The organism is Mycobacterium sp. MMS18-G62, from assembly GCF_053877835.1.
Window position 1 is genome coordinate 3,727,882 of record NZ_CM132662.1, and the last position, 22,462, is coordinate 3,750,343.

Below are 22,462 nucleotides of genomic sequence, written 5' to 3' on the forward strand. Positions count from 1 at the left end.
ATAAGTCTCGAAGACTTTAAATTCATCCCAGTCATGCACGACGTGCCTGACGAAATACGCGTCGGCTCTACTTCTTGACGGCCAGCGGGCTGCCGATGTGGTCTGCGGCAATCAACCGCCCGTCGGACAACGACATCACCCAGGTGCTGCCCTTGCGGTTGCGCGACTTGTCAGGTCGCACGCCGTCGCGCTCGCACCACCACGCGATCAGGTCGGGAATCACTCTCCCCTGAGTGCAGATCACGGGTGTGCCGCCGGCGGCGGCGATTTCGAGCACCCGATTGCGGGCGGCCTTGCGGTTGTCCGAATACGCTTCCTCGGTCAGCGTCGGCTCGTCATCGATGGTCACGCCCAGTTCCTCGGCAAGTGGTTCGAGTGTCTGACGGCAGCGCACCCGGTCGGCGGCGTACAGCTTTTGCGCGCCGAACGCCAGCAAGACACCGACGAGCGACTCGGCCTGTGCGCGGCCGTGCTTGTCCAGCGGACGCTTTCGGTCGTCGCCCTTGTAACGCGATTTGCTGCCGGCCGTACCATGCCGCACAATCAACACGGTCTGGGTATCGGCAGGTTGTTTAGCGAAGCGGCGCAACACTTTTCGATCGTGTGGGTAGACCAGTTGTTTCATCGCGTCGGCGACGGGCAGCCATTTGATCTCGTCCACTTCGGCGTTCGGTGAGAACTCACCGTCGACTTGGCGGGCGACCCAGTACCGCACTTTTTTCCTGCCCTGCGGGATCGGGTAGCTGACCGCGGCGAGTCGTCGGGCGAGGTGCGACGTGTACCCGGTCTCTTCGTGAACTTCGCGCACAGCGGCCACCGGTTCGGTCTCGCCGGGGTCGACCTTGCCCTTCGGTAGTGACCAATCGTCGTAGCGCGGACGGTGGATGATCGCCACTTCAGGCGTGGCGGAGTCACCGTTGGGCCGCCACAGGACCGCGCCGGCTGCGAGAATCGCCTTGCTCACCGGGACTGCGACCGGCGAAAGCTCCTTCGGCACCTCAACTCCCGCAGGTGGTCGGGGCCCATCGACGGGCCACACCGCGCATGGACATCGTCGTGTCTATGGTGACGTTCCTCCTCGGGGCTCGTTCGTCACCCCGCATCGTCATCGTCATCGTCACGGATGGCGGTGGCGTTCCATCAATGACACTTGATGATCGCGCACGGTCTGATCGGCGTGCGGCAACGCCGTCCAGTGACCGTCGGCGCCCAATTCCCAGCAGCGGGTCGCGGGATCCATCGCCGACTCGAAAACGTCGTTCAGTTGCGCGGTCAGCCTCTGATCCTTCACTTGTGCCATGACTTCGACCCGTCGGTCGAGATTACGATGCATCATGTCGGCACTGCCGATCCAGAACTCGTCGATGGCGTTGAAATGAATAATTCGCGAGTGCTCGAGGAACCGGCCGAGAATCGAACGCACCACGATGTTCTCGGAGAAACCGGAAGCGCCGGGCTTGAGTGCGCAGATGCCGCGCACCACCACCTCGACGCGAACCCCGGCTTGTGAAGCCCGGTACAGCGCGTCGATCACCTGCTCGTCGACCAATGCGTTCGCCTTCAGGCGGATCCGGCCTTCGCCGCCGTCACGGGTCGCGTCGATCTCGCGCTCGATGCGCTCGATGATGCCCCTGCGCACGCCGTACGGCGCCACGAGGAGGTTCCGGTAGGACTCCTTGCGGGAGTAGCCCGTCAGCGAGTTGAACAGGTCGGTGAGGTCGGCCCCGATGTCGGGGGCGGCCGTCAGCAGACCGACATCCTCATAGAGGCGCGCGGTTTTCGGGTTGTAGTTGCCGGTGCCGATGTGGCAGTAGCGCCGGATCATCGAGCCCTCGCGGCGTACCACCAAACACGTCTTGCAGTGCGTCTTGAGCCCGATCAGGCCGTAGACCACGTGAACGCCGGCCTGCTCCAACGCACGAGCCCATTTGATGTTGGCCTGTTCGTCGAAGCGTGCCTTGATCTCCACGAGCGCGACGACCTGCTTGCCGGCCTCGGCAGCATCGATGAGTGCATTGACGATCGGCGAGTCACCGGACGTGCGGTAGAGCGTCTGCTTGATCGCCAGCACGTTGGGATCGGCGGCGGCCTGCTCGATGAACCGTTGCACGGTCGTGGAGAACGAATCGTAGGGATGGTGGACGAGGACATCGCCGTCGCGCAGCGTGGAGAAGATGCTCTTAGGTGTTTCCCGTTCGCCGAACGCAGGCGGCGTCGCGGGCACGAACGGCGGATCCTTCAGGGCCGGGCGGTCGACGCCGTAGATCTGCCACAACGATGAGAGATCGAGCAGCCCTGGCACTTCGATGACATCGCCGGGGGCGACGTCGAGTTCACGCAACAGCAACTCGAGCATGCTGTCGGTCATGTCGTCGGAGACTTCCAGCCGCACCGGGGACCCGAAGCGTCGCCGCGCCAATTCCCGTTCGAGCGCCTGCAGCAGATCTTCGTCGCGGTCCTCTTCGACCTCGAAGTCGGCGTTGCGGGTGATCCGGAACGCGTGATGCTCGACGATTTCCAGGCCGGGGAACAGCACCGGCAAGAACGCCGCGATCAGCTCCTCCATCGGCAGGAACCGCACGACGTCCGAACTGCTCTCGCGGCGTGCGAGTTCGACGAAGCGGTCGACGTTGTCGGGCACCTTGATTCGGGCGAAATGCTGGCCGCCGTCGTCGGGATGCTTGACGGTGATCGCCAGGTTCAGGCTCAACCCGCTCACGAACGGGAACGGATGTGCGGGGTCGACGGCAAGGGGCGTCAACACCGGGAACACCTGCTCGTGGAAATAGGTCGACAGCCGCGAGCGTTCGGCGTCGTCCAGTTCGCCCCACGTGACGATGATGATGCCTTCGTCGGCCAGCGCCGGACGCACCGAATCGAGGAACACGTGTGCATGCCGGCTGGCGACCTGTTGCGTGCGCTCGTTGATCCGGCGCAACTGCTCGCGTGGTGACAGGCCATCGGCCGAACGCACCGACAGTCCCATTTCGTCACGGCGCTTGAGCCCGGCGACGCGCACCATATAGAACTCGTCGAGATTCGACGCGAAGATGGCCAAGAACTTGGCGCGTTCCAGCAGCGGCAGGGAGGTATCGGCGGCCAGCGCGAGCACGCGCGCATTGAAGTCGAGCCAGCTCAGCTCGCGGTTGAGGTAGCGATCTTCTGGCAGGGCGTTGTCGACGGCGGGTGACGTCGCAGCGGGCGGCGCCTCGGGCGCCGAGTCGGTGGAGTCGGGTGTCGGCGGCCGAACGGCTGTTACGTCCGACTCTTTTTCGTCTGGTCGGATTTGAGCTTCGGCTTCGGTCACCTCTCTGATGATTCCTCATATACCGGCTGTCCTGCTACCAAGACCGGGTAACCCGACGTCATCTGTTCATCTCGAATGGCCGATGGCCTGCGAAGTCGCGGCGCCGACGCCGAGCCGCCGCGCCACCAGCAAGTCATCGGGGGTGTCGATGTCACAGCGCAGCCCCGGCCACGCGCCGGTCAATTCGATCGCGCCGGAGTGGCGATGGCGCTGGGCCGAATCAGGGCCGAAATGCGGGTCGAGTGCGACGCCGAACGCAAACAGGGCCGATGTTCCGGTGCCATGCCGATCACCGACGAAGCTACGTTGGTATCCGCGGGCGGCACCGATCGCCTCCGACAGCTCCCGCGGTTGCAGTGCAGGTAGATCACCCTGCAGCGCAACGATATTCGGTGTCTCCTCGCGTATTGCCGCTTCCGCTGCAGCGATGGCGTTGTTGAGCGGGTTGCGATGGCCATCGGGCGTCGGGTCGACCAGCACGCGGGCACCCAGCTGGCGGGCGGCGTCGGCCGCGACGTCGTCGGGCGTGACCACCGTGACTGCATGCAATGCGGGAACGGCCGTCGCGGCGGTGATGGTGTCGATCAGCATGGCCAGCACCACACTTTCGCGGGTGGCGGCCGAGAAGACCGGCGCCAGCCTCGTCTTGGCCGCGGCGAGCCGTTTCACGGCGATCACCAGCCCCACATCGGCGGCTGCTGAGCCCGATGTCGCCGACTGCGCGGCCGCTGAGCCCGATGTCGCCGACTTCGCGGCTCCGGTGGTCTTCGTGCCGCTCATAAGCGCCATCCTGCCAGCTCTCGCCGCAGGGCTAAGGTGAAGCCGTGGTGGAGGCGGCGGTCATGGGGGCCGGTGCGTGGGGGACGGCACTGGCCAAGGTCCTGGCAGACGTGGGCAACAACGTGACGCTGTGGGCCCGCCGCCCGGAGCTGGCCGACGAGATCAACGACACACATCGCAACAGCCAATACCTCGATGCGGAGTTGCCCAAGTCGATCCGGGCGACCAGCGATGCGGGCGAGGCGCTCGATGGCGCCTGCACTGTTCTGCTCGCCGTGCCGTCGCAGACGATGCGCGCCAACCTCGAGCGGTGGACGGGTCTGATCGGTGACGATGCGACGCTGGTGAGCCTGGCCAAGGGCATCGAGCTGGAGACGCTGCTGCGAATGAGCCAGGTGATCGTCCAAGTGACCGGGGCCGACCCGTCGCGGGTGGCGGTCGTCACCGGACCGAACCTGGCGAGTGAGATCGTCGAGGAACAGCCCGCAGCCACCGTCGTCGCATGCACCGACTCCGGCCGGGCGGTGACCTTGCAGCGCGCACTGGCGTGTGGTTACTTCCGTCCCTACACCAACGCCGACGTGATCGGCGCCGAAGTCGGCGGTGCATGCAAGAACGTGATCGCGTTGGCCTGCGGCATGGCGGCGGGAGTTGGACTGGGGGAGAACACCGCTGCGGCGATCATCACCCGCGGCCTGGCCGAGATCATGCGACTCGGAATTGCGCTGGGCGCCAAGCCCGCAACGCTGTCGGGGCTGGCGGGTGTCGGTGATCTGGTGGCCACGTGCACATCACCGCACTCGAGGAACCGGTCGTTCGGCGAACGGCTCGGCAGGGGTGGCACGATGGATTCGGCATTGCGCGCAGCGGGTGGCCACATCGCCGAAGGTGTGTCCTCATGCGAGTCAGTGCTGGCGCTGGCGTCAAGCTACGACGTCGAAATGCCGCTCACCGATGCCGTACACCGGGTCTGCCACAAGGGTTTGTCGGTCGACGAGGCCGTCGCACTGCTACTCGGGCGCAGCACGAAATCGGAGTAGGAATGGACGGCCGGTACGGCGATTCCACGCGCAGCGTTAAAGCTGCTGGCTCGGAGGCCATTCCGGGTCGACCCGTGTCGCCGCCACCCGTGCCGGCTTCGACGTATCATCTCTCACCCGACGAATCGGAACCACTGGACAGCTACGGCCGCAGCTCGAATCCGACGTGGCGGCAGTTGGAATCGGCGCTGGCCGAACTCGAAGGCGCGGCAAAGGCGTTGACGTTCGGATCGGGTATGGCCGCGATCACGTCGGTGCTGCGGGTGCTCGCCAAACCCGGCACGAAGCTCGTCGTGCCCGCTGACGGTTACTACCAAGTCCGCCGATATGCCGCGGAATACCTTGCCCCGCAAGGAGTCACAGTCGTCGAGGCGACCACTGCCGACATCTGCGCCGCTTCCTCCGACGCCGATGTGGTGCTCGCCGAAACTCCCACCAATCCCGGGCTCGACGTGGTCGACCTGCACCGACTGGCGATGACCTGTCGCGGCCGCGGCGCCGCCCTCGTGGTGGACAACACCACCGCGACGCCGCTTGGCCAGCAGCCGTTGTCCCTTGGTGCCGACCTGGTGGTGGCCAGCGCCACCAAGGCGCTGTCCGGCCACAGCGATCTGGTCGCCGGATACGTCGCGGGCAGTCACGAGGAATTGATGGCGGCGGTGGAGCGGGATCGCCTACTCGCCGGGCCCGTCCTGGGTGCTTTCGAGGCATGGCTGGTGCTGCGCAGTCTGGGCAGTGCCGGTCTGCGATTCGAGCGGCAGTGCCACAACGCGCAGTCGGTGGCCGTGATGCTGCGCGCCCATCCCGCGGTGCGGTCGGTGCGCTACCCGGGGCTGCCCGACGACCCGTCACATCCCGTCGCCACATTGCAGATGAAGCGGTTCGGCGGACTGGTCGCGGTGGAACTGAACGACGCCGCCGCGGTGCACGCACTCGTCGAGCGCAGCGCCCTGCTCATCGCGTCGACCAGCTTTGGGGGCATCCACACCTCCGTCGACCGGCGTGCCCGGTGGGGCGATCCGGTAAGCGACGGGTTCGCCCGTATCTCACTGGGTATCGAGGACACGGACGACCTGATTGCCGATATCGAGCAGGCCCTGGACTAAAACGCCAGGTCGCCGCCGTGCGTCGTGCGGCTTTCCGTCAGAGCGGTAGCCTCTCTAGGTTGTGACTGACCGCCAGGCCGGCTCCGCCGGTCGCGTCCGCGTCGCCGTCGTGTACGGCGGACGCAGCTCCGAGCACGCGATTTCGTGTGTTTCCGCAGGAAGCATTTTGCGCAATCTGGATCCGGAGCGCTTCGAGGTCGTTGCCGTCGGCATCACCCCCGGCGGGTCGTGGGTGTTGACCGATGCCCAGCCAGACACCTTGGCCATCACCGACGGCCGATTGCCGGAAGTCAGTGGTGCATCCGGCACCGAGCTGGCCTTGCCCGCCGACCCGCATCGCGGCGGCGAGCTGCTGTCGCTCGGCGACCCGGCGGGTGAGGTGCTGGCCGCTGTCGACGTGGTGTTCCCGGTGTTGCACGGACCGTACGGCGAGGACGGCACCATTCAGGGACTCCTCGAAATGGCAGGAGTGCCTTACGTCGGCGCGGGCGTGCTGGCCAGCGCCGCAGGCATGGACAAGGAGTTCACCAAGAAGCTGCTCGTCGCGGCGGGCCTGCCGATCGGCGACCACGTCGTGCTGCGGCCCCGCGATGAGACGGTGGAACTCGAGGATCGCGAGCGGCTCGGGCTTCCGGTGTTCGTCAAGCCCGCACGCGGCGGGTCGTCGATCGGCGTCAGCCGCGTGACGGCGTGGGATCAACTGCCCGCCGCGATCGAGCTGGCGCGCCGACACGACCCCAAGGTCATCGTCGAAGCGGCGGTGCTCGGACGTGAATTGGAATGCGGCGTATTGGAATTCCCCGACGGTCGGGTCGAGGCGAGCACCGTCGGCGAGATCCGCGTGGCAGGGGTGCGGGGCCACGAAGAAGACGCGTTCTACGACTTCCAGACCAAGTACCTCGAAGACGCCGCGGAGCTCGACGTGCCCGCGAAGATCGACGACGACACCGCAGATGCGGTGCGCCAGCTGGCGATCCGCGCGTTTCGGGCCATCGACTGCCAGGGCCTAGCGCGCGTCGACTTCTTCCTGACCGAGAACGGACCGGTTGTCAACGAGATCAACACCATGCCGGGATTCACCACCATCTCGATGTATCCCCGGATGTGGGCGGCCAGCGGCGTGGACTACTCGACGTTGTTGTCCACCATGGTCGAGACTGCACTCAATCGCGGTACCGGCCTGCGCTAGGGCCTGGGCGCCGCGTTTCGGGCTGACTGTCCAAAGTGCCCGCCTCGCAGCGACTCTGGAGCGACAAACCCGCCCACCGCGATGCTTGTCGCTGAGTTGTCGCTCCCAGGCGGGCAAGAATCACTCACGATTAGCGCGCCGGTGCGGGGTCAATCGGCTTGGCCGGCAATGACTTTGCGATGACGTCAGAGATCTCCTGAATCGGCGTGGGTCCGGATCCCTCGGGTAGCGTCAGCGCGACGTACACCGGCCGGTCGACGGCGAACCAGGTGCTGCGGCCCTGATCCGCAAGCTCGAACCACTGCACGGCATCGACGACTTGCAGCGGGGATCCGACGACGAATTCGGCGGGCCGGTCCAGGCCGCAACGCAGAACGACGGGCTCACCGTCGGCTTTCCAGGCGGCGGCCCCTGCCGGTGCCGGGTCGGCAGCCGGGGCGCGTCGGTAATCACCGAGCCGATCCGGCAGTGCACCCAGCAGAGCGCGGCATTCGGCACTCTCCGCTTTGGGGGCGGGCACCGACGCGATGGCGACCGGCTGCTGGTCGGGCTTGGACTGCCGCAGCGCGGCGACAACGAGGATCCCGATGATCGCCCCTGCGGCAACTAGCAGAGCAGCGATGAGCAGTGCCCGCGGCGGCCCGTCGCGAGTCTCGGCATCCACGCCCAAACTCTAAGGCCGCACCCCATTGGCGATCGGGCAGGTCAGGGTGCGGGTGATGCCGGTGACCTGCTGCACGCTCGGGACGACGTCGGCCTGCAGCGCGTCAAGGTTGTCTGCGCCGATGCGGACGACCACGTCGTACGGGCCGGTCACATACTCCGACGACAACACGCCGGGCAGGGCGGCGAGCTGTTTGGCGACGACCTCGGCGCGGCCCACCTCCGTCTGGATCAGCATGAAAGCCTCGACCACCCGTAATCCCCTCCATCTGGCTGCATAGACTCCACGCCGCAGGGACCAAACGTACCGCAGGTCCCGGCGGCGTTCAGGCCACGAAAGGGGCGGCATGGCAACCGACGAGCCCGCCGACACGCTGGCGGGACTGGGTGAGTTCGCCGTCATCGACCGGCTGGTGGCCGGCCGCGACCAGCCGGCGACCGTGGCGCTTGGCCCCGGCGACGACGCCGCCGTGGTTCGAACCGGTGACGGCAAGACTGTGGTGTCGACGGACATGCTGGTCGCCGACCATCACTTTCGCCTTGACTGGTCGACGCCACACGATGTCGGCCGCAAGGCCATCGCGCAGAACGCCGCCGATATCGAGGCGATGGGAGCGCGGGCGACGGCATTCGTCGTCGCGTTCGGCGCGCCGGGCGACACGCCGACGGCGCAAGCGCTCGAGCTGGCCGACGGCATGTGGCACGAGGCGCGCCTGCTCGGTGCCGGGATCGTGGGCGGCGATCTGGTCAGCGCGCCGCAGTGGGTGATTTCGGTGACCGTGCTCGGCGAATTGGACGGCCGTGAACCGGTGCGCCGCAGCGGCGCCAGAGCCGGCGACACCGTCGCGGTCATCGGGGATCTAGGCCGCTCGGCTGCCGGATATACGTTGTGGGACAAGGGTATTAGCGACTTCGACGATTTGCGTCGTCGGCACCTCGTCCCCGAGCCGCCGTACGGGCAAGGCCGGGTGGCGGCCGACGGCGGTGCGAGCGCGATGACAGATGTGTCCGATGGGTTGCTCGCGGACCTCGGCCACATCGCCGAGGCGTCCGGCGTGGGTGTGGATCTGTCCACGGCCGGCCTGGCCCCTGATCGCGACGCCCTTGCCGGCGCGGCAGCCGCCGCAGGAGTGGATCCCTGGGCGTGGGTGCTCGGCGGTGGTGAAGACCATGCGCTGGTCGCGGCGTTCCCCGGCTCGCCGCCCGACGGTTGGCGCATGATCGGTCGCGTAATCGAAGGGCCGCCGCGAGTCCTTGTCGACGGCGACACGTGGCGGGGGGATCCAGGTTGGCAGTCCTTCTAACGATAGGTTGATGGTTCGTGACAGCACGCCCCTTACACGAACTCGTCGAAGACGGGTGGGCTCGCGCGTTGCAGCCTGTCGAGCCTCAAGTCGCCCAGCTGGGCGAGTTTCTGCGGACAGAGCTCGCGGCGGGTCACCGATACCTGCCTGCCGGTCCGAATGTTTTGCGCGCCTTCACCTTTCCATTTGAACGGGTCCGCGTACTGATCGTCGGCCAGGACCCATACCCGACACCGGGGCATGCCGTGGGCCTGAGCTTCTCGGTGGCTCCCGACGTGCGGCCGTTGCCCCGCAGCCTGGACAACATCTTCACCGAGTACTGCAAGGACCTGGATTTTCCGCCGCCAACGACCGGCGACCTCACGCCGTGGGCCGAAAAGGGCGTGATGCTGCTCAACAGGGTGCTCACCGTGCGGCCCGGCAATCCGGCGTCTCATCGGGGCAAGGGCTGGGAAGCGGTAACAGAATGCGCGATCCGCGCGTTGGTGGCCCGTGAGCAGCCGTTGGTCGCGGTGTTGTGGGGCCGCGACGCCTCGACGCTGAAGCCGTGGCTGGAGGGAGGCGACTGCGTAGCGATCGAATCGCCGCATCCCTCGCCGCTGTCGGCGTCTCGCGGCTTCTTCGGTTCGCGGCCGTTCAGCCGTGCCAATGAACTGTTGGAGAAGATGGGCGCCGACCCGATCGACTGGCGCCTGCCCTAGCCTTCCCGAATCGAGCTGGGCCTACCGCAGGTAGGCAGTTAGAAGCCGCCCCAGAGTCGCCGCTGGGCGTGTGAACGTACCGGCGTTGCGCACCGTACTCAAGGTGGGTGCGCGATTGCGCACCGGAAGGGGCCTGATCCACATGCGCCATTTATTAGTAGCAAGCTTGCTCGCTGTTGTTGCCGCGGGAATCGTGGTCTATACCGTGCCGAGCGAGGGTGGGCCGTCATTCTCGGACTCGACAATGACGACGACGCCGACGACATCCACCACGACCAACGCCCCGTCACCTCCCCATATGGGGTACTGACGGATTGTCGGCGGCCCACGACTGTAATACGTCCGACCGCAAAATGATTAGCATCGACTCCGACACGAGTTGAAAGTGCGCGTCAATTCGCTGGCTTTCAGTGAGTTCCAAGCATTTTCACAGAAATCAGATCCTCAACTGTTGCTGACATCAAACTGAGCGAACTCCACAGGCTTTCTGTCAGAATGAGTTTTGCACGATTCAACTACCGAATCGATGCGTCGCCTCAGCGGGGGATTGGACCGACGTGGCAGGTGAGGTTGTTATCGACGACCACACCATGGTCGGCCGTGCCCTGGCGCTCATCGAGGCAGTCGCTGCACACGGCCCGCCTATCGCGCTGGCCGAATTGGCAAGCGTCACGCGAATTCCCAAGCCGACTGCTCATCGCATCGCTAACCAGCTTGTGGCGCGCGAACTGCTCAAGCGCTCCGGTCGCGGGTATGCGCTCGGGCCGGCGCTGAGCCGTCTTGGTGAAACCGCGTCATTGCAAAGGGATTTCGAGCGCTATATACCCGTTCTCGAAGAGTTGCACGCCGCTTACGGTGGTGTCGCGTGGTTGACGGCCGGACACGAGTTGGACAAGGTGCAACCCGTTGTGATGGTGTGCGACAAAGGATTTGCGACCAAGGCGCGGCCCATCTGGCCTGAGCCAGGCACTCAGGCGATGTTGATGAACACCGCCGGGGGTCATCTGGCGTTGGCGTATCGGCCCGACCTGTTCGAACGCGTCGCCCGCCGCGGGATGGCGCCTGCGACACCCAACTCCATGCGTCACCTCAACGAATTGTCAGCCACCCTGCATCGGGTGCGCCGGGACGGTTACGACATGGAATCCGAACAGAGCACCCCTGGCTGGAGTTGCGCTGCGGCGGTGCTGCCCAGCGACACCGACAAACTCGCCGTCATCGGCGTCACGCTGGACGTCGGTCGGGCGAATTCCCGTGAGTTGCTGCGCGCGTTGCTTCGCGCGTTCGACGCCATTGCCGCAGACCGCGGGCCGCTGCGCCGATAGCGGTCCGACCGCCGTTTCATTCACTGAAACGAGGGAAAGACGCTGACACCAGGTGCCCCGTAGTGTTTGCCCATTCAGAGCCTGGCGTGCGCGGATCAGCAGCTGCAAGAAGTTCGAAGGTAGCTCCATGCACGCCTGCATGCTCGCGGGAGAAAGGGGCACAACCATGGCCATGGCAACTCAGCGGACAATGATCACCGCCGCACTCGCTACGGGTGTGCTCGTCGCAGCGGGGGCTGCGGCTTCACAAGGACGCACCGAGCCGATGCCAGCGCCGGCGCCGCAGCCGCGTGCCGTCACAATCGGCGATCCGGTGTTGGCTACTGCCGTCACCCCGAACAGACTCTTCGCGGCGACGCTGTCGCAATTCGGCGTAACCGCTGCGGGCGGACCGGTCGATGCAGACACAGCTGCGCCCGTCGTCGGCGACGCCGCACTTCCGTCGCGCGGAAGCGGAAGCGGTGCAATCGTTTCCAATCCGAGCCTGTTCTTCGCGCCGGCTGGGCTCTCGACACCTGTCACGACGTCGTTCGCGAAACCGTCGACCTTCGCGCCGGACCTGACTCCGCTGGTGCCCCTCGGGGGATCGACGGCGTTTCTCGGGCTCTTCGGACCAGGCGGGCTGCTGATCGGTGACGGCGTACTGCCGGGCCAGAACGGCGGCATTCTCATCGGCAACGGTGCCGACGGAGGGCCCGGTCAGGACGGCGGCAACGGTGGCTTCTTCTTCGGTAACGGCGGCAAGGGAGGCGACGGAGCGCCCGGTCAGGTCGGCGGCAATGGCGGGCATGCGGGTCTCATCGGCGACGGCGGAGCCGGTGGCCGTGGTGGCGATGATCAGGAGACCACTGCGGACGCGAGCGGGCGCAGGGGCGGCGAGGGCGGTGCGGGTGGCCTGCTCTTCGGTAACGGCGGCGCCGGCGGTGACGGCGGCCAAGGTGTGAGCGTCGACGGTATCGGCCGTGGCGGCGCGGGGGGCCAGGGGGGCGAGGCCGGACCGTTGGGTGGCGTGGGCGGTATCGGCGGCTCCGGCGGGCTGGGCGGCAGCACGAACGGCGAGGCGCAGGGCGGGAGCGGCGGTGACGGTGGCGACGGGCAGCTTGGAAGCGGAGGCGTCGGTGGGACGGGAGGCGAGGGCCTGAGTAAGAGCGGCAACGCTTTTGGCGGCCACGGCGGCGCGGGAGGCAGTGCGACGATCTCCGGCGACGGCGGTGAGGGAGGCCGTGGTGGGATAGGGATCAGCACGTCGGGCCAGGGTTTGGGTGGCAGCGGCGGTGACGGCGGCAGTGGTCAGGGCAGCGGAAACGGCGGCGCAGGTGGCGATGGCGTCTCCGGCAACAGCACGACCGGCAATGCGTTCGGCGGCGGCGGCGGCTTGGGCGGCACTGGTGGTGCCCAGGGAAGCGGCGGCAGCGGCGGCGATGGCGGCGCAGCGGGCAGCGGATCCGGGGCAGCGGTGGCAGGCAAGGGCGGCACGGGCGGCGCGAGTGGCGCCGGCAAGACGGGCGGCTCAGGTGGTGATGGCGGTGGCGCCTTTGACACCTCGGGCAGCGCTTTCGGCGGCGACGGCGGCACCGGCGGACACGGCGGTAAGGGCGCTCCCGGAGGCCCGGGAGGACTCGGCGGACCCGCTACGAGCACAACGGGAAGCGAAACCCCGGGCACCAACGGCAGCCCCGGCGCCGACGGCTAATCCAGGGAGTCCACGCCGCGCGCAGTCATGTCGCCGGTAGTTACCCGGCGACTGCACAGATAAACGCGGTCAGCCCCGCGAGACCTTGCCGGCCTTGATGCAGGACGTGCAGACGTTGATGCGCTTCTTGTTTCCGCCGGGACGGGTCACGGCGCGCACGGTCTGGATGTTGGGGTTCCACCGACGGCTGGTCCGGCGATGGGAGTGTGACACCGACTTGCCGAAGCCGGGGCCCTTCCCGCAGATATCGCACACGGCAGCCATATGTAGAACTCCTCGGATCAGTACTTGGGGGTCTGGGTTCGTTTCACCGCATTCCGGCGACGGGTCGACCCGACAACCTGACCAGGATACCGGCCGCGCAGGGGATCGCCAAAATGCGGGTCCACAAGGGCGGACGTTGTGACCAGCGATGTCTGGGGCACTGGATAGGCTGGCGCCCACGGCGCCTTGAGGCTTGGAGGTGGGGATGTCGGCTCGGCGGCTCGATGCCTCCGGCTTGCGGGACTGGGCTCACGCTGCTGTCGGCGATCTCATTTCGCACACCGACGAGATAAACCGGCTCAATGTGTTCCCGGTCGCCGACGCCGACACCGGTACAAACATGCTGTTCACCATGCGTTCGGCGTGGGCGCACGCCGACGCGAAATCCGACAGCGACGACGTGGTGGAGGTAGCCGCCGCCCTCGCCACCGGTGCGTTGCACGGAGCCAGGGGCAACTCCGGCGTCATCCTGTCGCAGATCTTGCGCGGGCTTGCTGACGTCGCCGCAGCCGCGGCAGCTGACCGCGACGGGGCATTGGCCGACATCGACGGCGCCATCTTCGGCGCTGCCCTGCGCCATGCCGTCGGTCTGGTCGTCACGTCGATGGGCGAGAACGTGCCGGGGACCATTGTCTCGGTGCTGCAGGATGCGGCCGGCGCGGCCGAACACGCCGCCTCCGACGGTGCCGCACTCGCCGACGTGGTGGTCTCGGCGGCCGATGCCGCGGCCGTCGCCCTCGACAAGACCACCGATCAGCTCGACGTGCTCGCCGACGCCGGCGTGGTGGACGCCGGAGGCCGGGGCCTGCTGGTACTGCTGGACGCGATGGGTGCAACGCTCACCGGCCGGGCGCCGCGCCGTGGTGAGTATCAGCCGTCGCCGCCGCAGGTAGAGGTTTCGCAGAGCACGTCGGCGGTGCCGAAGTTCGAGGTGATGTACCTGCTGAGCGATTGCGACGCGGACGGTGTCGAAAAGCTCCGCGAGCGGCTTGACCATCTCGGTGAATCGGTGGCGATCGCCGCCTCTGACGGCGGAGCAGGCCACTACTCGGTGCATGTGCACGCCGACGACGCCGGGGGCGCCGTCGAAGCGGCCTTGGCGGTTGGCACGCCGAGCCGTATCCAGATCACCTCGCTGACCGGTTCGGCGGGGTCCCGCCCGGCGGGTGGCTGGGGCCGCGAACGGGCTGTGCTCGCAGTGGTCGACGGCGACGGCGCAGAAGAACTGTTCGCCGGCGAGGGCGCTCACGTGCTGCGGCCCGACGGCGACGCGCCGGTGAGTGCCAAGCAACTACTGCACGCACTGGTCAACGCGGGCGCCGGTCAGATCATGGTGTTGCCCAACGGGTATGTCGCAGCAGAAGAACTCGTCGCCGCGTGTACCGCTGCGATCGGGTGGGGCATCGACGTGGTGCCGGTACCCGTCGCGTCGATGGTGCAAGGGCTGGCGGCGCTCGCGGTTCACGATGCAAACCGGCAGGCCGTCGACGACGGCTACACCATGGCGCGCGCCGCAGCGGCCGCCCGCCACGGCTCGGTGCGAGTCGCGACGGAAGAGGCGCTGACATGGGCGGGCACCTGTAAACCCGGTGACGGATTAGGCATCTCGGGCGACGAGGTACTGATCGTCGGCGAGAACGTCACCGCCGCCGCGGCCGGCCTGATCGAACTCTTCCTTGCCTCGGGCGGTGAGCTGGTGACCGTGCTCATGGGTGCGGGTGTCGACAGCGGCGTCGGAGAAGCGTTGCAGGAGTATGTCCATCGCGAGCACTTGGGCGCCGAGCTGGTGACGTACCACACCGACCATCGCGGCGACGCGCTGTTGATCGGGGTCGAGTAGCCGTGGCCGTGTTAACCGACCGGCTTGATTACGTCATCGGCAAGAAGGCGGCGGGCCCGCTCGAAGAACACTTCGGTATCCGCACCGTCAACGATCTGCTGCGCCACTACCCGCGCAAGTACAGCGACGGGATGACGGTGCTCGGTGAGGGCGAGGAGGTCGAAGAAGGCGAACACGTCACATTCGTCGATGTCATCTCGAAGGCAGAAGTCAAGTGGACGAACAGGCCGCCAAAGCGTGAGTACCTTGTTGTGACGCTCCGTGATCGGCGGCCCAAGGTGACGGCCACCTTCTTCAACGCGAAGTATCTCAAGAAGGGACTGGTCCCGGATACCCGCCTGATGCTGTCCGGGGAGGTCGGATACTTCAAGGGCACAATGCAATTGACCCATCCGGCGTTCCTCGTGCTCGAGTCGCCGAGTGGCAGGCAATTCGGCACCAAATCGCTGAAGACCATCGCTGCGGCATCGGATGCGACCGGTGATGAGCTGCTGTCCGTCTTCGAACGGGACTTCTTCCCGATCTATCCGGCCAACAAGAAAGTGCAGAGCTGGGACATCTACGCGTGTGTGCGTCAGGTACTCGACGTGCTCGATCCCATCGATGATCCGCTGCCGGAATCTTTTCTGCGCCAACACAATTTGATGTCGGAAGACGAAGCGCTGCGAGCGATTCATCTCGCTGAGAACGCCGTCGAACGTGACCGCGCCCGCGGCCGGCTGACGTTTGACGAGGCGATCGGGCTGCAGTGGGCATTGGTGAGTCGGCGGTACAGCGAACTGAGTGAATCCGGACCGGTCGCACAGCCCGAAAACGACGGCCTCTTGCGCGCGATGCGCGATCAGTTGCCGTTCGAATTGACCGACGGCCAAAAGGAAGTGCTCGAGGTAATCTCGGCCGAACTCGCCGCCGCCCGCCCGATGAACCGCATGCTGCAGGGTGAGGTCGGCTCCGGCAAGACCATCGTGTCGGTGCTGGCGATGCTGCAGATGGTCGATGCCGGATACCAATGCGCGCTGCTGGCGCCGACGGAAGTTCTTGCCGCCCAACATGCCCGGTCCATTCGCGACGTGCTCGGCCCGCTGGCAATGGCCGGTCAGCTCGGAGGAGCCGAAAAGGCGACGCGCATAGCGCTGCTCACCGGATCGATGTCTGCGCAACAGAAGCGGGAAGTCCGCGACGAGGTCGCCTCAGGAGAAGCGGGCATCGTCATCGGCACACACGCGCTGTTGCAGGAGGCCGTTGAGTTCCACAAACTCGGCATGGTCGTCGTCGACGAACAACACCGATTCGGGGTGGAGCAACGAGATCAGTTGCGCGCCAAGGCGCCCGAAGGGCTGACACCGCACCTACTGGTGATGACGGCGACGCCCATTCCGCGCACGGTCGCACTGACCGTCTATGGCGACCTCGAAACGTCGACGCTGCGCGAACTGCCCCGCGGTCGCCAGCCCATCGCCACCAACGCAGTCTTCGTCAAGGAAAAGCCGGCATGGCTCCAGCGGGCATGGCAGCGCATCGTCGAAGAAGTCGGTGCAGGCCGCCAGGCGTACGTCGTGGCATCGCGCATCGATGAGACCGACAAACCTGCCAAGAAAGAGCAGGGGCCGCCGCCCACAACGGTGGTGAATCTGTTCGAACAGCTGCGTCGCGGTCCGCTTTCCGGGCTGCGTCTGGGCTTGATGCACGGCCGGCTACCCAGCGACGAGAAGGATGCCGCGATGGCGGCGTTCCGTGAAAGCCAGATCGATGTGCTGGTGTGCACGACAGTCATTGAAGTCGGTGTCGATGTTCCCAACGCGACGGTGATGGTCGTCGTCGACGCCGACCGGTTCGGCATCAGCCAGCTGCACCAGCTTCGGGGACGCATCGGCCGCGGCCAGCATCCCAGCCTGTGCCTGCTTGCCACCCAGCTGCCAGAGGGATCCAAGGCGGGGCAGCGGCTCAAGGCCGTCGCCGGCACGCTGGACGGCTTCAAACTCGCCGACCTCGACCTCGAGGAGCGCAAAGAGGGAGATGTATTGGGGCTCAGCCAGTCCGGCCGGCCCATCACGCTCCGGTTCCTGTCGCTGTCGCAGCATCTAGAGATCATCCTGGCCGCCCGTCAGTTCTGCGAAGCGCTCTACGAGAAAGACCCTGCCCATTCCGGAATGGCTGTTCTGGCAGCGCAGTTCACCGACACAGATCGCGTCGAGTACCTGGACAAGGCGTGAACCGCAACCGGCTCCTCTGGCTGATCATCGGCGCGGTGCTGGCCGTGGTGGTGGCGGTTCAGGTCACCGCCTCATCGGGGGATCAAGCGGCGCGGTTCGTCGCCCAGGCCGATATCCCCACTGTTGCACCGGGAGTCGACGTGCTGGCGGGTATCCCCGAAGTCCCGGTGCGCATCCGGGGCCACGACTATCACCGTGACGCCTTCGGTGAGACGTGGACCGACGACAATCCCGCGCCTGGCGGGCACAACGGCTGCGACACCCGCAACGACATTCTCGACCGCGACCTGATCGAGAAGACCTACGTGTCAATCAAGCGGTGTCCCAATGCCGTTGCCACCGGCACACTGCACGACCCGTACACGAACGCGACGGTGGCGTTCGTCCGCGGCAACCAGGTCGGGGCGTCGGTGCAGATCGACCACATCGTGCCGTTGGCTCTCGCATGGGATCTTGGCGCCCGATATTGGACCGACGACTTGCGGCTGCGGTTCGCCAACGATCCCGCGAACCTGCTCGCGGTCGCGGGTCAGGCCAATCAGGACAAGGGTGATCAGGAACCGGCGACGTGGATGCCGCCCAACACGGCATTCCGATGTCAGTACGCGATGCAATTCATCGCGGTGCTCCGCGGCTATGCGCTGCCGATCGACGCGCCGTCGGCTACAGCGCTGCGCGACGCGGCCGCGACCTGCCCGACCGCTTAAGTGCCCTCGTAGTTGTCCGGATCCGGCCGGAAGCGGGTGCCGTCGTCCAGGCCGTTGAGCGTGTCCATCTCCTCGGCGGACAGCTCAAAGTCGAACACGTCGAGGTTCGATTTGATCCGCTCCGGCGACGACGACCGCGGGATGACCACGTTGCCGAGCTGGATGCTCCAGCGGATCAACGCCTGTGCCGGCGTCTTGCCGTGCGCCTGCGCGACGGCGGCGATCGTCGGGTTGTCGAGCAGCTTGCCGACGCCGAGCGGGCCGTATGCCTCGGTGACAACGTCGTACTGGGCGTTGACCGCGCGCAGCTCAGCCTGGTTGAGCAGCGGATGCAATTCGATCTGATTGACCGCGGGCGTGAAAAACGACAGTTCGATGACGTTCGCCAGATGCTCGGCATGAAAGTTGGCCACGCCGATCGACCGGGCACGCCCCGCCTCCTTTTCTTTCATCAGCCCGCCCCAGCTGTCGACGTACGCGCCGCGCTCACCGGCCGGCCAATGAATGAGGTAGAGGTCGACGTAGTCCATGCCGAGCCGCTCCAAGCTCGCCTTGCAGGCGTCCTGTGACGCTTGGAAGCCCTGGTCGTGGGTGGCCAGCTTGGTGGTGACGAACAACTCCTCGCGGGGCACGCCAGCCGAGGCGATCGCCCGGCCGACCGCTTCCTCATTGCCGTAGGCGGCGGCGGTGTCGATCAGTCGGTACCCCGCTTCCAGGGCCGCCGATACGGCCTGCTCGGTCTCGGAGTCCGACAACTCGCCGACGCCGAGGCCGATCACCGGCATCGTGTGGCCATCGTTGAGAGTGACGGTGGGAATCGAAGCCGCGGACGTCATGTCACCTACCCTGTGAAATTGAATGTTCGTGGATCGGGACCCAGTCGCGTTCCGTCGCCAAGGGCCGAGATGGACGCCATGTCCTTCTCGCTCAGCTCGAAATCGAACACGTCGAAGTTACTCACAATTCGCTCGGGGGTCACCGACTTCGGGATGACTATATTGCCGAGCTGGATATGCCACCTAATCAGTACCTGTGCAGCGGTTTTTCCGTGTGCCTCCGCGACGGCGGTCACCGACGGGTTCGTCAGCAATGATCCCTGGCCCAGCGGGCTCCACGCCTCGGTGGCGATGCCCAACTGAGCGTGGGTTTCCCGCAATTCCTGCTGCTGCAGGAGCGGGTGCAACTCGATTTGGTTGACGGCAGGCACAATTCCCGTGGCGTCCACCAGGATTCGCAAGTGTTCGGGTTCGAAATTGCTGACGCCGATCGAGCGGATTCGTCCCTGATCGCGTAGGTGCGCAAACGCCTTGAACGTCTCGACGAACAAGTTCTTCGCCGGCATCGGCCAATGAATGAGGTACAGGTCGAGGTATTCGTCCGACCCAGAGAAGCCGAGGCGATCCATGCTCGCGTCGAACGCCGCCAGCGTGCTGTCGTAACCCTGGTCGGCGTTCCACAACTTGGTCGTGACGAATACGTCTCCGCGCGGCAGACCGGATGCCGCTGCGTTCTTGATGGCCTTACCCACCTCGCGCTCATTGAAGTACCCTGCGGCCGTGTCTATGTGCCGGTAGCCGGCGTCCAGCGCGGTCGCCACCGCACGCTCGGTGTCTTCCGGCGGCGTCTGCCAAACGCCGAGTCCGACCTGAGGCATCGAATTACCGTCATTAAGCGTGACCAAGGGAGCTGCCATGACTCAGAGTCTGCCAGGCCAGGCACCACCGGTCGGCCCGCCCGCGCCAGGGGCCGACCCGGCGCCACGCGGTGAGAGCCGCGGCAAAGACGCCATCGTCAACGCCGCGGCGGGCATCACGATGCGGGCGCTGCCGCGGATACCGGACGTCCTCAAGCGGGCGCTGCTCTTGGGCAGGTCCGTCACCGTCGACGGCAACACCCTCGACACCACACTGCAGCTGATGCTCGCCGCCCAGCACGCCTCTGGACTCGGCGGGCTGGTCTCCAGCGACGACGTTGCAGCGTCGCGATCACAGCTGCGAATCGTGTCCGCCAGCTTCAAACAGGACATCGCCGTCGATCGCGTGACAAATCTATCGATCCCCGGCCCCGCCGGCCCCATCCGGGCACGCCACTACAGGCCCGGTGCAAGCGCGGCTCCGATGCTGGTCTTCTATCACGGTGGCGGCCAGGTCGTCGGCGACCTCGACACCCACGACGACGTGTGCCGAAAGTTCTGCCGTGAAGGCGGTGTCCATGTGCTGTCGGTGGACTACCGGCTGGCACCCGAGCACAAAGCACCAGCCGGATCAGAAGACGCGTTCGCGGCTTACCAGTGGGCACTCGAGCACGCGAGAGAGCTGGGGGCCGACCCGGACCGGGTCGCGGTCGGCGGCGACAGCGCAGGCGGCAACCTCGCTGCACTTGTGTCCCAGCGCGCCCGCAACGAGGCGATCCGGCTGCCTGTGCTGCAGCTGCTGCTGTATCCGGTGACCAACTACCTTCATGACACGCGGTCGCAGACGTTGTTCGCAGACGGCTACTTCCTCACCAAACGCGATATGAACTGGTTCACGAACCACTACCTCGGCGGCGCCGACGTCGACGCATCCGATCCACGGGTGTCGCCGCTGCTCGCCGACGACTTTTCGAAACTGCCGCCCGCGATGGTGCTCACCGCCGGATTCGACCCGCTGCGCGACGAAGGCAACCAGTACGCGCAGGCCATGCGGGACGCGGGTGTCGCGGTCGACCACCGCGAATACGGCTCGCTGATCCACGGCTTCGCCAACTTGTTCCCGCTCGGCGGTGGCAGCGCCACGGCCGTGCAAGAGATCATTTCGGCGATGCGGGCACACCTCGCCCGCGCCTGAGAAGTCGTAGAAACGCCGCCGGTACGCTTAACGCCGTGGCCACCAAACCCAAACGACAACCCAGCTACGACCTCAAGGCAGCCGACCGCAAGCGCAATCTGATAATCCGGATCGGGCTGACGCTGATCGTGGTCATCTTCGCCGTCGGACTGGTGTTCTACATCATGTCGAACAAGAAGCCGCAGTCAGGCGAGATCAAGTCCATCCACGTCGCCTCGAGCAACGTCATCAAGAAGGAAGGCAGCTCCGACCCGAAGGTCGTGCTGTCGATGTACGAGGACTTCCTCTGCCCGCACTGCGGTGACTTCGAGAAGAACTTCGGCCCGACGGTGAGCAAGCTCATCGACAGCGGAGTGGTGGCCGCCGACTACTACATGGTCGCCATCCTGGATCGCCAGGGCGATGGCTATTCGTCTCGCGCTGCCAATGCGGCGTACTGCGTGGCCGACGAGAACATCGACGCGTTCCGGCGCTTCCATGCCGCGCTCTACGCTCAGCAGCCGAGTGAGACCGGAGGTTCCTTCCCGGACAACACACGGCTGATTGAAGTTGCTCGTCAGGCCGGTGTAGCCGGCAAGGTGCCCGACTGCATCAACAGCGGCCGCTACACCAAAATGGTCCAGGGCCTCGCGCAAGCGACGGGGATCCAGGCGACGCCGACGATCAAGATCAACGGCCAGGATTACCAATACAGCACGCCCGACGCGCTGGTCGCCAAGATCAAAGAGATCGTCGGCGACGTGCCGGGCCTGCAGGCCGCACCGCCTGCGCCGAACCCGACGCCGGCGGCGCTTCCGCCGGTAGCCGAACCGGCACCAGCGCCTGCGCCGGCAATGCCGACACCGACTCCGACGCGATGACGGTGACCGCGCCCAGCGACGTCCATCCGGCCGAACCGGTGGATGAGTCGGCGGGTGCGCCGATTCGTCGGGCGAGCGCGGTATGGATCCTGATCGCCGGGGTGGCGGGCCTTGCGGCGGCGCTGACGCTGACGATCGAGAAGATCGAGCTCCTGATCAACCCGGCCTACGTGCCGTCCTGCAGCATCAACCCGGTGCTGTCGTGCGGCTCGGTGATGATCACCCCGCAGGCATCCGTCTTCGGATTTCCCAACCCGCTGATCGGCATCGTCGCGTTCAGCGTCGTCGTGGTGACGGGAGTGCTCGCGGTGGCGAATGTCCGGCTGCCGCGGTGGTACTGGGCCGGCCTGGCCACGGGCACGCTGCTGGGCGTTGCCTTCATCCATTGGCTGATCTTCCAGAGCCTGTACCGGATCGGCGCGCTGTGCCCGTACTGCATGGTGGTCTGGGCGGTGACGATTCCGTTGCTGGTCGTGGTCACCTCCATCGCGGTGCAGCCGGCCGCCGGAAATGCCGTCGTGCGTGTGCTCTACACGTGGCGGTGGTCGCTGGTGGCGCTGTGGTTCACGGCCGTGATTCTGCTGATCCTCGTGCGGTTCTGGGACTACTGGTCCACGCTCATCTAGACGCCAAGAATTCGGC

Annotated in this window: 21 protein-coding genes; 13 read left to right on the forward strand and 8 right to left on the reverse strand. The window is 66.2% G+C overall.

The features are described 5' to 3' along the window. Positions 1 to 67: 67 nt before the first annotated feature. The 3 genes from mutT1 to cofC form a co-directional block, all read right to left on the reverse strand. Positions 68 to 997 (reverse strand): 8-oxo-(d)GTP phosphatase MutT1, encoded by a 930-nt coding sequence (gene mutT1 / locus ACWW36_RS18570; RefSeq protein WP_456137446.1) that lies wholly within the window; start codon positions 995 to 997, stop codon positions 68 to 70. A 120-nt stretch (positions 998 to 1,117) separates the two neighbouring features. Continuing rightward, complete coding sequence (locus tag ACWW36_RS18575) at positions 1,118 to 3,307, reverse strand: RNA degradosome polyphosphate kinase (RefSeq protein ID WP_456137447.1); 2,190 nt, start codon at positions 3,305 to 3,307, stop codon at positions 1,118 to 1,120. Between the two features lie 66 nt (positions 3,308 to 3,373). Then, entirely contained in the window at positions 3,374 to 4,087 is a 714-nt protein-coding gene (gene cofC, locus ACWW36_RS18580) for a 2-phospho-L-lactate guanylyltransferase (protein ID WP_456137448.1), read from the reverse strand. Positions 4,088 to 4,149: 62 nt separating this feature from the next. On the opposite strand from cofC, the gene ACWW36_RS18585 reads away from it, so the two are divergent. The 3 genes from ACWW36_RS18585 (at position 4,150) to ACWW36_RS18595 (ending at position 7,422) form a co-directional block, all read left to right on the forward strand. Continuing rightward, a complete protein-coding gene (locus tag ACWW36_RS18585; RefSeq protein ID WP_456142548.1) occupies positions 4,150 to 5,127 on the forward strand; it encodes an NAD(P)H-dependent glycerol-3-phosphate dehydrogenase in 978 nt (325 codons plus the stop codon). 2 nt (positions 5,128 to 5,129) lie between these two features. Further along, the gene (locus ACWW36_RS18590) at positions 5,130 to 6,233 is read left to right on the forward strand and encodes a cystathionine gamma-lyase (RefSeq protein ID WP_456137449.1); all 1,104 of its coding nucleotides are present in this window, start codon (positions 5,130 to 5,132) and stop codon (positions 6,231 to 6,233) included. A 61-nt stretch (positions 6,234 to 6,294) separates the two neighbouring features. Next, complete coding sequence (locus tag ACWW36_RS18595; protein ID WP_456137450.1) at positions 6,295 to 7,422, forward strand: D-alanine--D-alanine ligase family protein; 1,128 nt, start codon at positions 6,295 to 6,297, stop codon at positions 7,420 to 7,422. 130 nt (positions 7,423 to 7,552) lie between these two features. On the opposite strand, the gene ACWW36_RS18600 is transcribed toward ACWW36_RS18595, so the two are convergent. Next, positions 7,553 to 8,086, reverse strand: coding sequence for a DUF3515 domain-containing protein (locus ACWW36_RS18600; RefSeq protein WP_456137451.1), 534 nt, complete (start codon positions 8,084 to 8,086; stop codon positions 7,553 to 7,555). A gap of 9 nt (positions 8,087 to 8,095) precedes the next feature. Further along, positions 8,096 to 8,338 (reverse strand): Lrp/AsnC ligand binding domain-containing protein, encoded by a 243-nt coding sequence (locus ACWW36_RS18605; protein WP_456137452.1) that lies wholly within the window; start codon positions 8,336 to 8,338, stop codon positions 8,096 to 8,098. 94 nt (positions 8,339 to 8,432) lie between these two features. Here ACWW36_RS18605 and ACWW36_RS18610 point away from each other — a divergent pair, with 94 nt between their 5' ends. The 4 genes from ACWW36_RS18610 to ACWW36_RS18625 all read left to right on the forward strand — a co-directional run bounded on the left by ACWW36_RS18610 (position 8,433) and on the right by ACWW36_RS18625 (position 13,108). Then, positions 8,433 to 9,389 carry a thiamine-phosphate kinase gene (locus tag ACWW36_RS18610; protein ID WP_456137453.1) on the forward strand — a complete coding sequence of 319 codons (957 nt, stop codon included), beginning with the start codon at positions 8,433 to 8,435 and terminating at the stop codon, positions 9,387 to 9,389. Positions 9,390 to 9,406: 17 nt separating this feature from the next. Further along, entirely contained in the window at positions 9,407 to 10,090 is a 684-nt protein-coding gene (locus ACWW36_RS18615) for a uracil-DNA glycosylase (protein ID WP_456137454.1), read from the forward strand. Between the two features lie 557 nt (positions 10,091 to 10,647). After that, the gene (locus ACWW36_RS18620) at positions 10,648 to 11,415 is read left to right on the forward strand and encodes an IclR family transcriptional regulator (protein WP_456137455.1); all 768 of its coding nucleotides are present in this window, start codon (positions 10,648 to 10,650) and stop codon (positions 11,413 to 11,415) included. 166 nt (positions 11,416 to 11,581) lie between these two features. After that, complete coding sequence (locus ACWW36_RS18625; protein WP_456137456.1) at positions 11,582 to 13,108, forward strand: PGRS repeat-containing protein; 1,527 nt, start codon at positions 11,582 to 11,584, stop codon at positions 13,106 to 13,108. A 69-nt stretch (positions 13,109 to 13,177) separates the two neighbouring features. Here the strand turns inward: ACWW36_RS18625 and rpmB are convergent, their stop codons facing one another. Beyond that, positions 13,178 to 13,372, reverse strand: a complete 195-nt coding sequence (gene rpmB, locus ACWW36_RS18630; RefSeq protein ID WP_456137457.1) for a 50S ribosomal protein L28 — start codon at positions 13,370 to 13,372, stop codon at positions 13,178 to 13,180. Positions 13,373 to 13,577: 205 nt separating this feature from the next. On the opposite strand from rpmB, the gene ACWW36_RS18635 reads away from it, so the two are divergent. From ACWW36_RS18635 to ACWW36_RS18645, 3 genes are read left to right on the forward strand one after another with little or no spacing between them, the layout of a single operon-like run. Further along, complete coding sequence (locus tag ACWW36_RS18635; protein WP_456137458.1) at positions 13,578 to 15,212, forward strand: DAK2 domain-containing protein; 1,635 nt, start codon at positions 13,578 to 13,580, stop codon at positions 15,210 to 15,212. Between the two features lie 2 nt (positions 15,213 to 15,214). Continuing rightward, positions 15,215 to 17,425 (forward strand): ATP-dependent DNA helicase RecG, encoded by a 2,211-nt coding sequence (recG, locus tag ACWW36_RS18640; protein WP_456137459.1) that lies wholly within the window; start codon positions 15,215 to 15,217, stop codon positions 17,423 to 17,425. Beyond that, positions 17,422 to 18,132, forward strand: coding sequence for an HNH endonuclease family protein (locus ACWW36_RS18645; RefSeq protein WP_456137460.1), 711 nt, complete (start codon positions 17,422 to 17,424; stop codon positions 18,130 to 18,132). Before recG ends, ACWW36_RS18645 begins: the two co-directional genes overlap by 4 nt. Here the strand turns inward: ACWW36_RS18645 and ACWW36_RS18650 are convergent. Then, positions 18,129 to 18,968: an aldo/keto reductase gene (locus ACWW36_RS18650; protein ID WP_456137461.1), complete on the reverse strand. Its 840-nt coding sequence runs from the start codon at positions 18,966 to 18,968 to the stop codon at positions 18,129 to 18,131. The genes ACWW36_RS18645 and ACWW36_RS18650 overlap by 4 nt on opposite strands. A 5-nt stretch (positions 18,969 to 18,973) precedes the next feature. Then, positions 18,974 to 19,825 carry an aldo/keto reductase gene (locus tag ACWW36_RS18655; RefSeq protein ID WP_456137462.1) on the reverse strand — a complete coding sequence of 284 codons (852 nt, stop codon included), beginning with the start codon at positions 19,823 to 19,825 and terminating at the stop codon, positions 18,974 to 18,976. Here ACWW36_RS18655 and ACWW36_RS18660 point away from each other — a divergent pair. The 3 genes from ACWW36_RS18660 to ACWW36_RS18670 are packed head-to-tail and all read left to right on the forward strand — an operon-like array spanning position 19,824 to position 22,446. Then, positions 19,824 to 20,960: an alpha/beta hydrolase gene (locus tag ACWW36_RS18660; protein ID WP_456137463.1), complete on the forward strand. Its 1,137-nt coding sequence runs from the start codon at positions 19,824 to 19,826 to the stop codon at positions 20,958 to 20,960. The two genes, ACWW36_RS18655 and ACWW36_RS18660, sit on opposite strands and share 2 nt — an antisense overlap. 35 nt (positions 20,961 to 20,995) lie before the next feature. Further along, positions 20,996 to 21,820, forward strand: coding sequence for a DsbA family protein (locus ACWW36_RS18665; protein ID WP_456137464.1), 825 nt, complete (start codon positions 20,996 to 20,998; stop codon positions 21,818 to 21,820). After that, positions 21,817 to 22,446 carry a vitamin K epoxide reductase family protein gene (locus tag ACWW36_RS18670; RefSeq protein ID WP_456137465.1) on the forward strand — a complete coding sequence of 210 codons (630 nt, stop codon included), beginning with the start codon at positions 21,817 to 21,819 and terminating at the stop codon, positions 22,444 to 22,446. Before ACWW36_RS18665 ends, ACWW36_RS18670 begins: the two co-directional genes overlap by 4 nt. Positions 22,447 to 22,462: the final 16 nt, after the last annotated feature.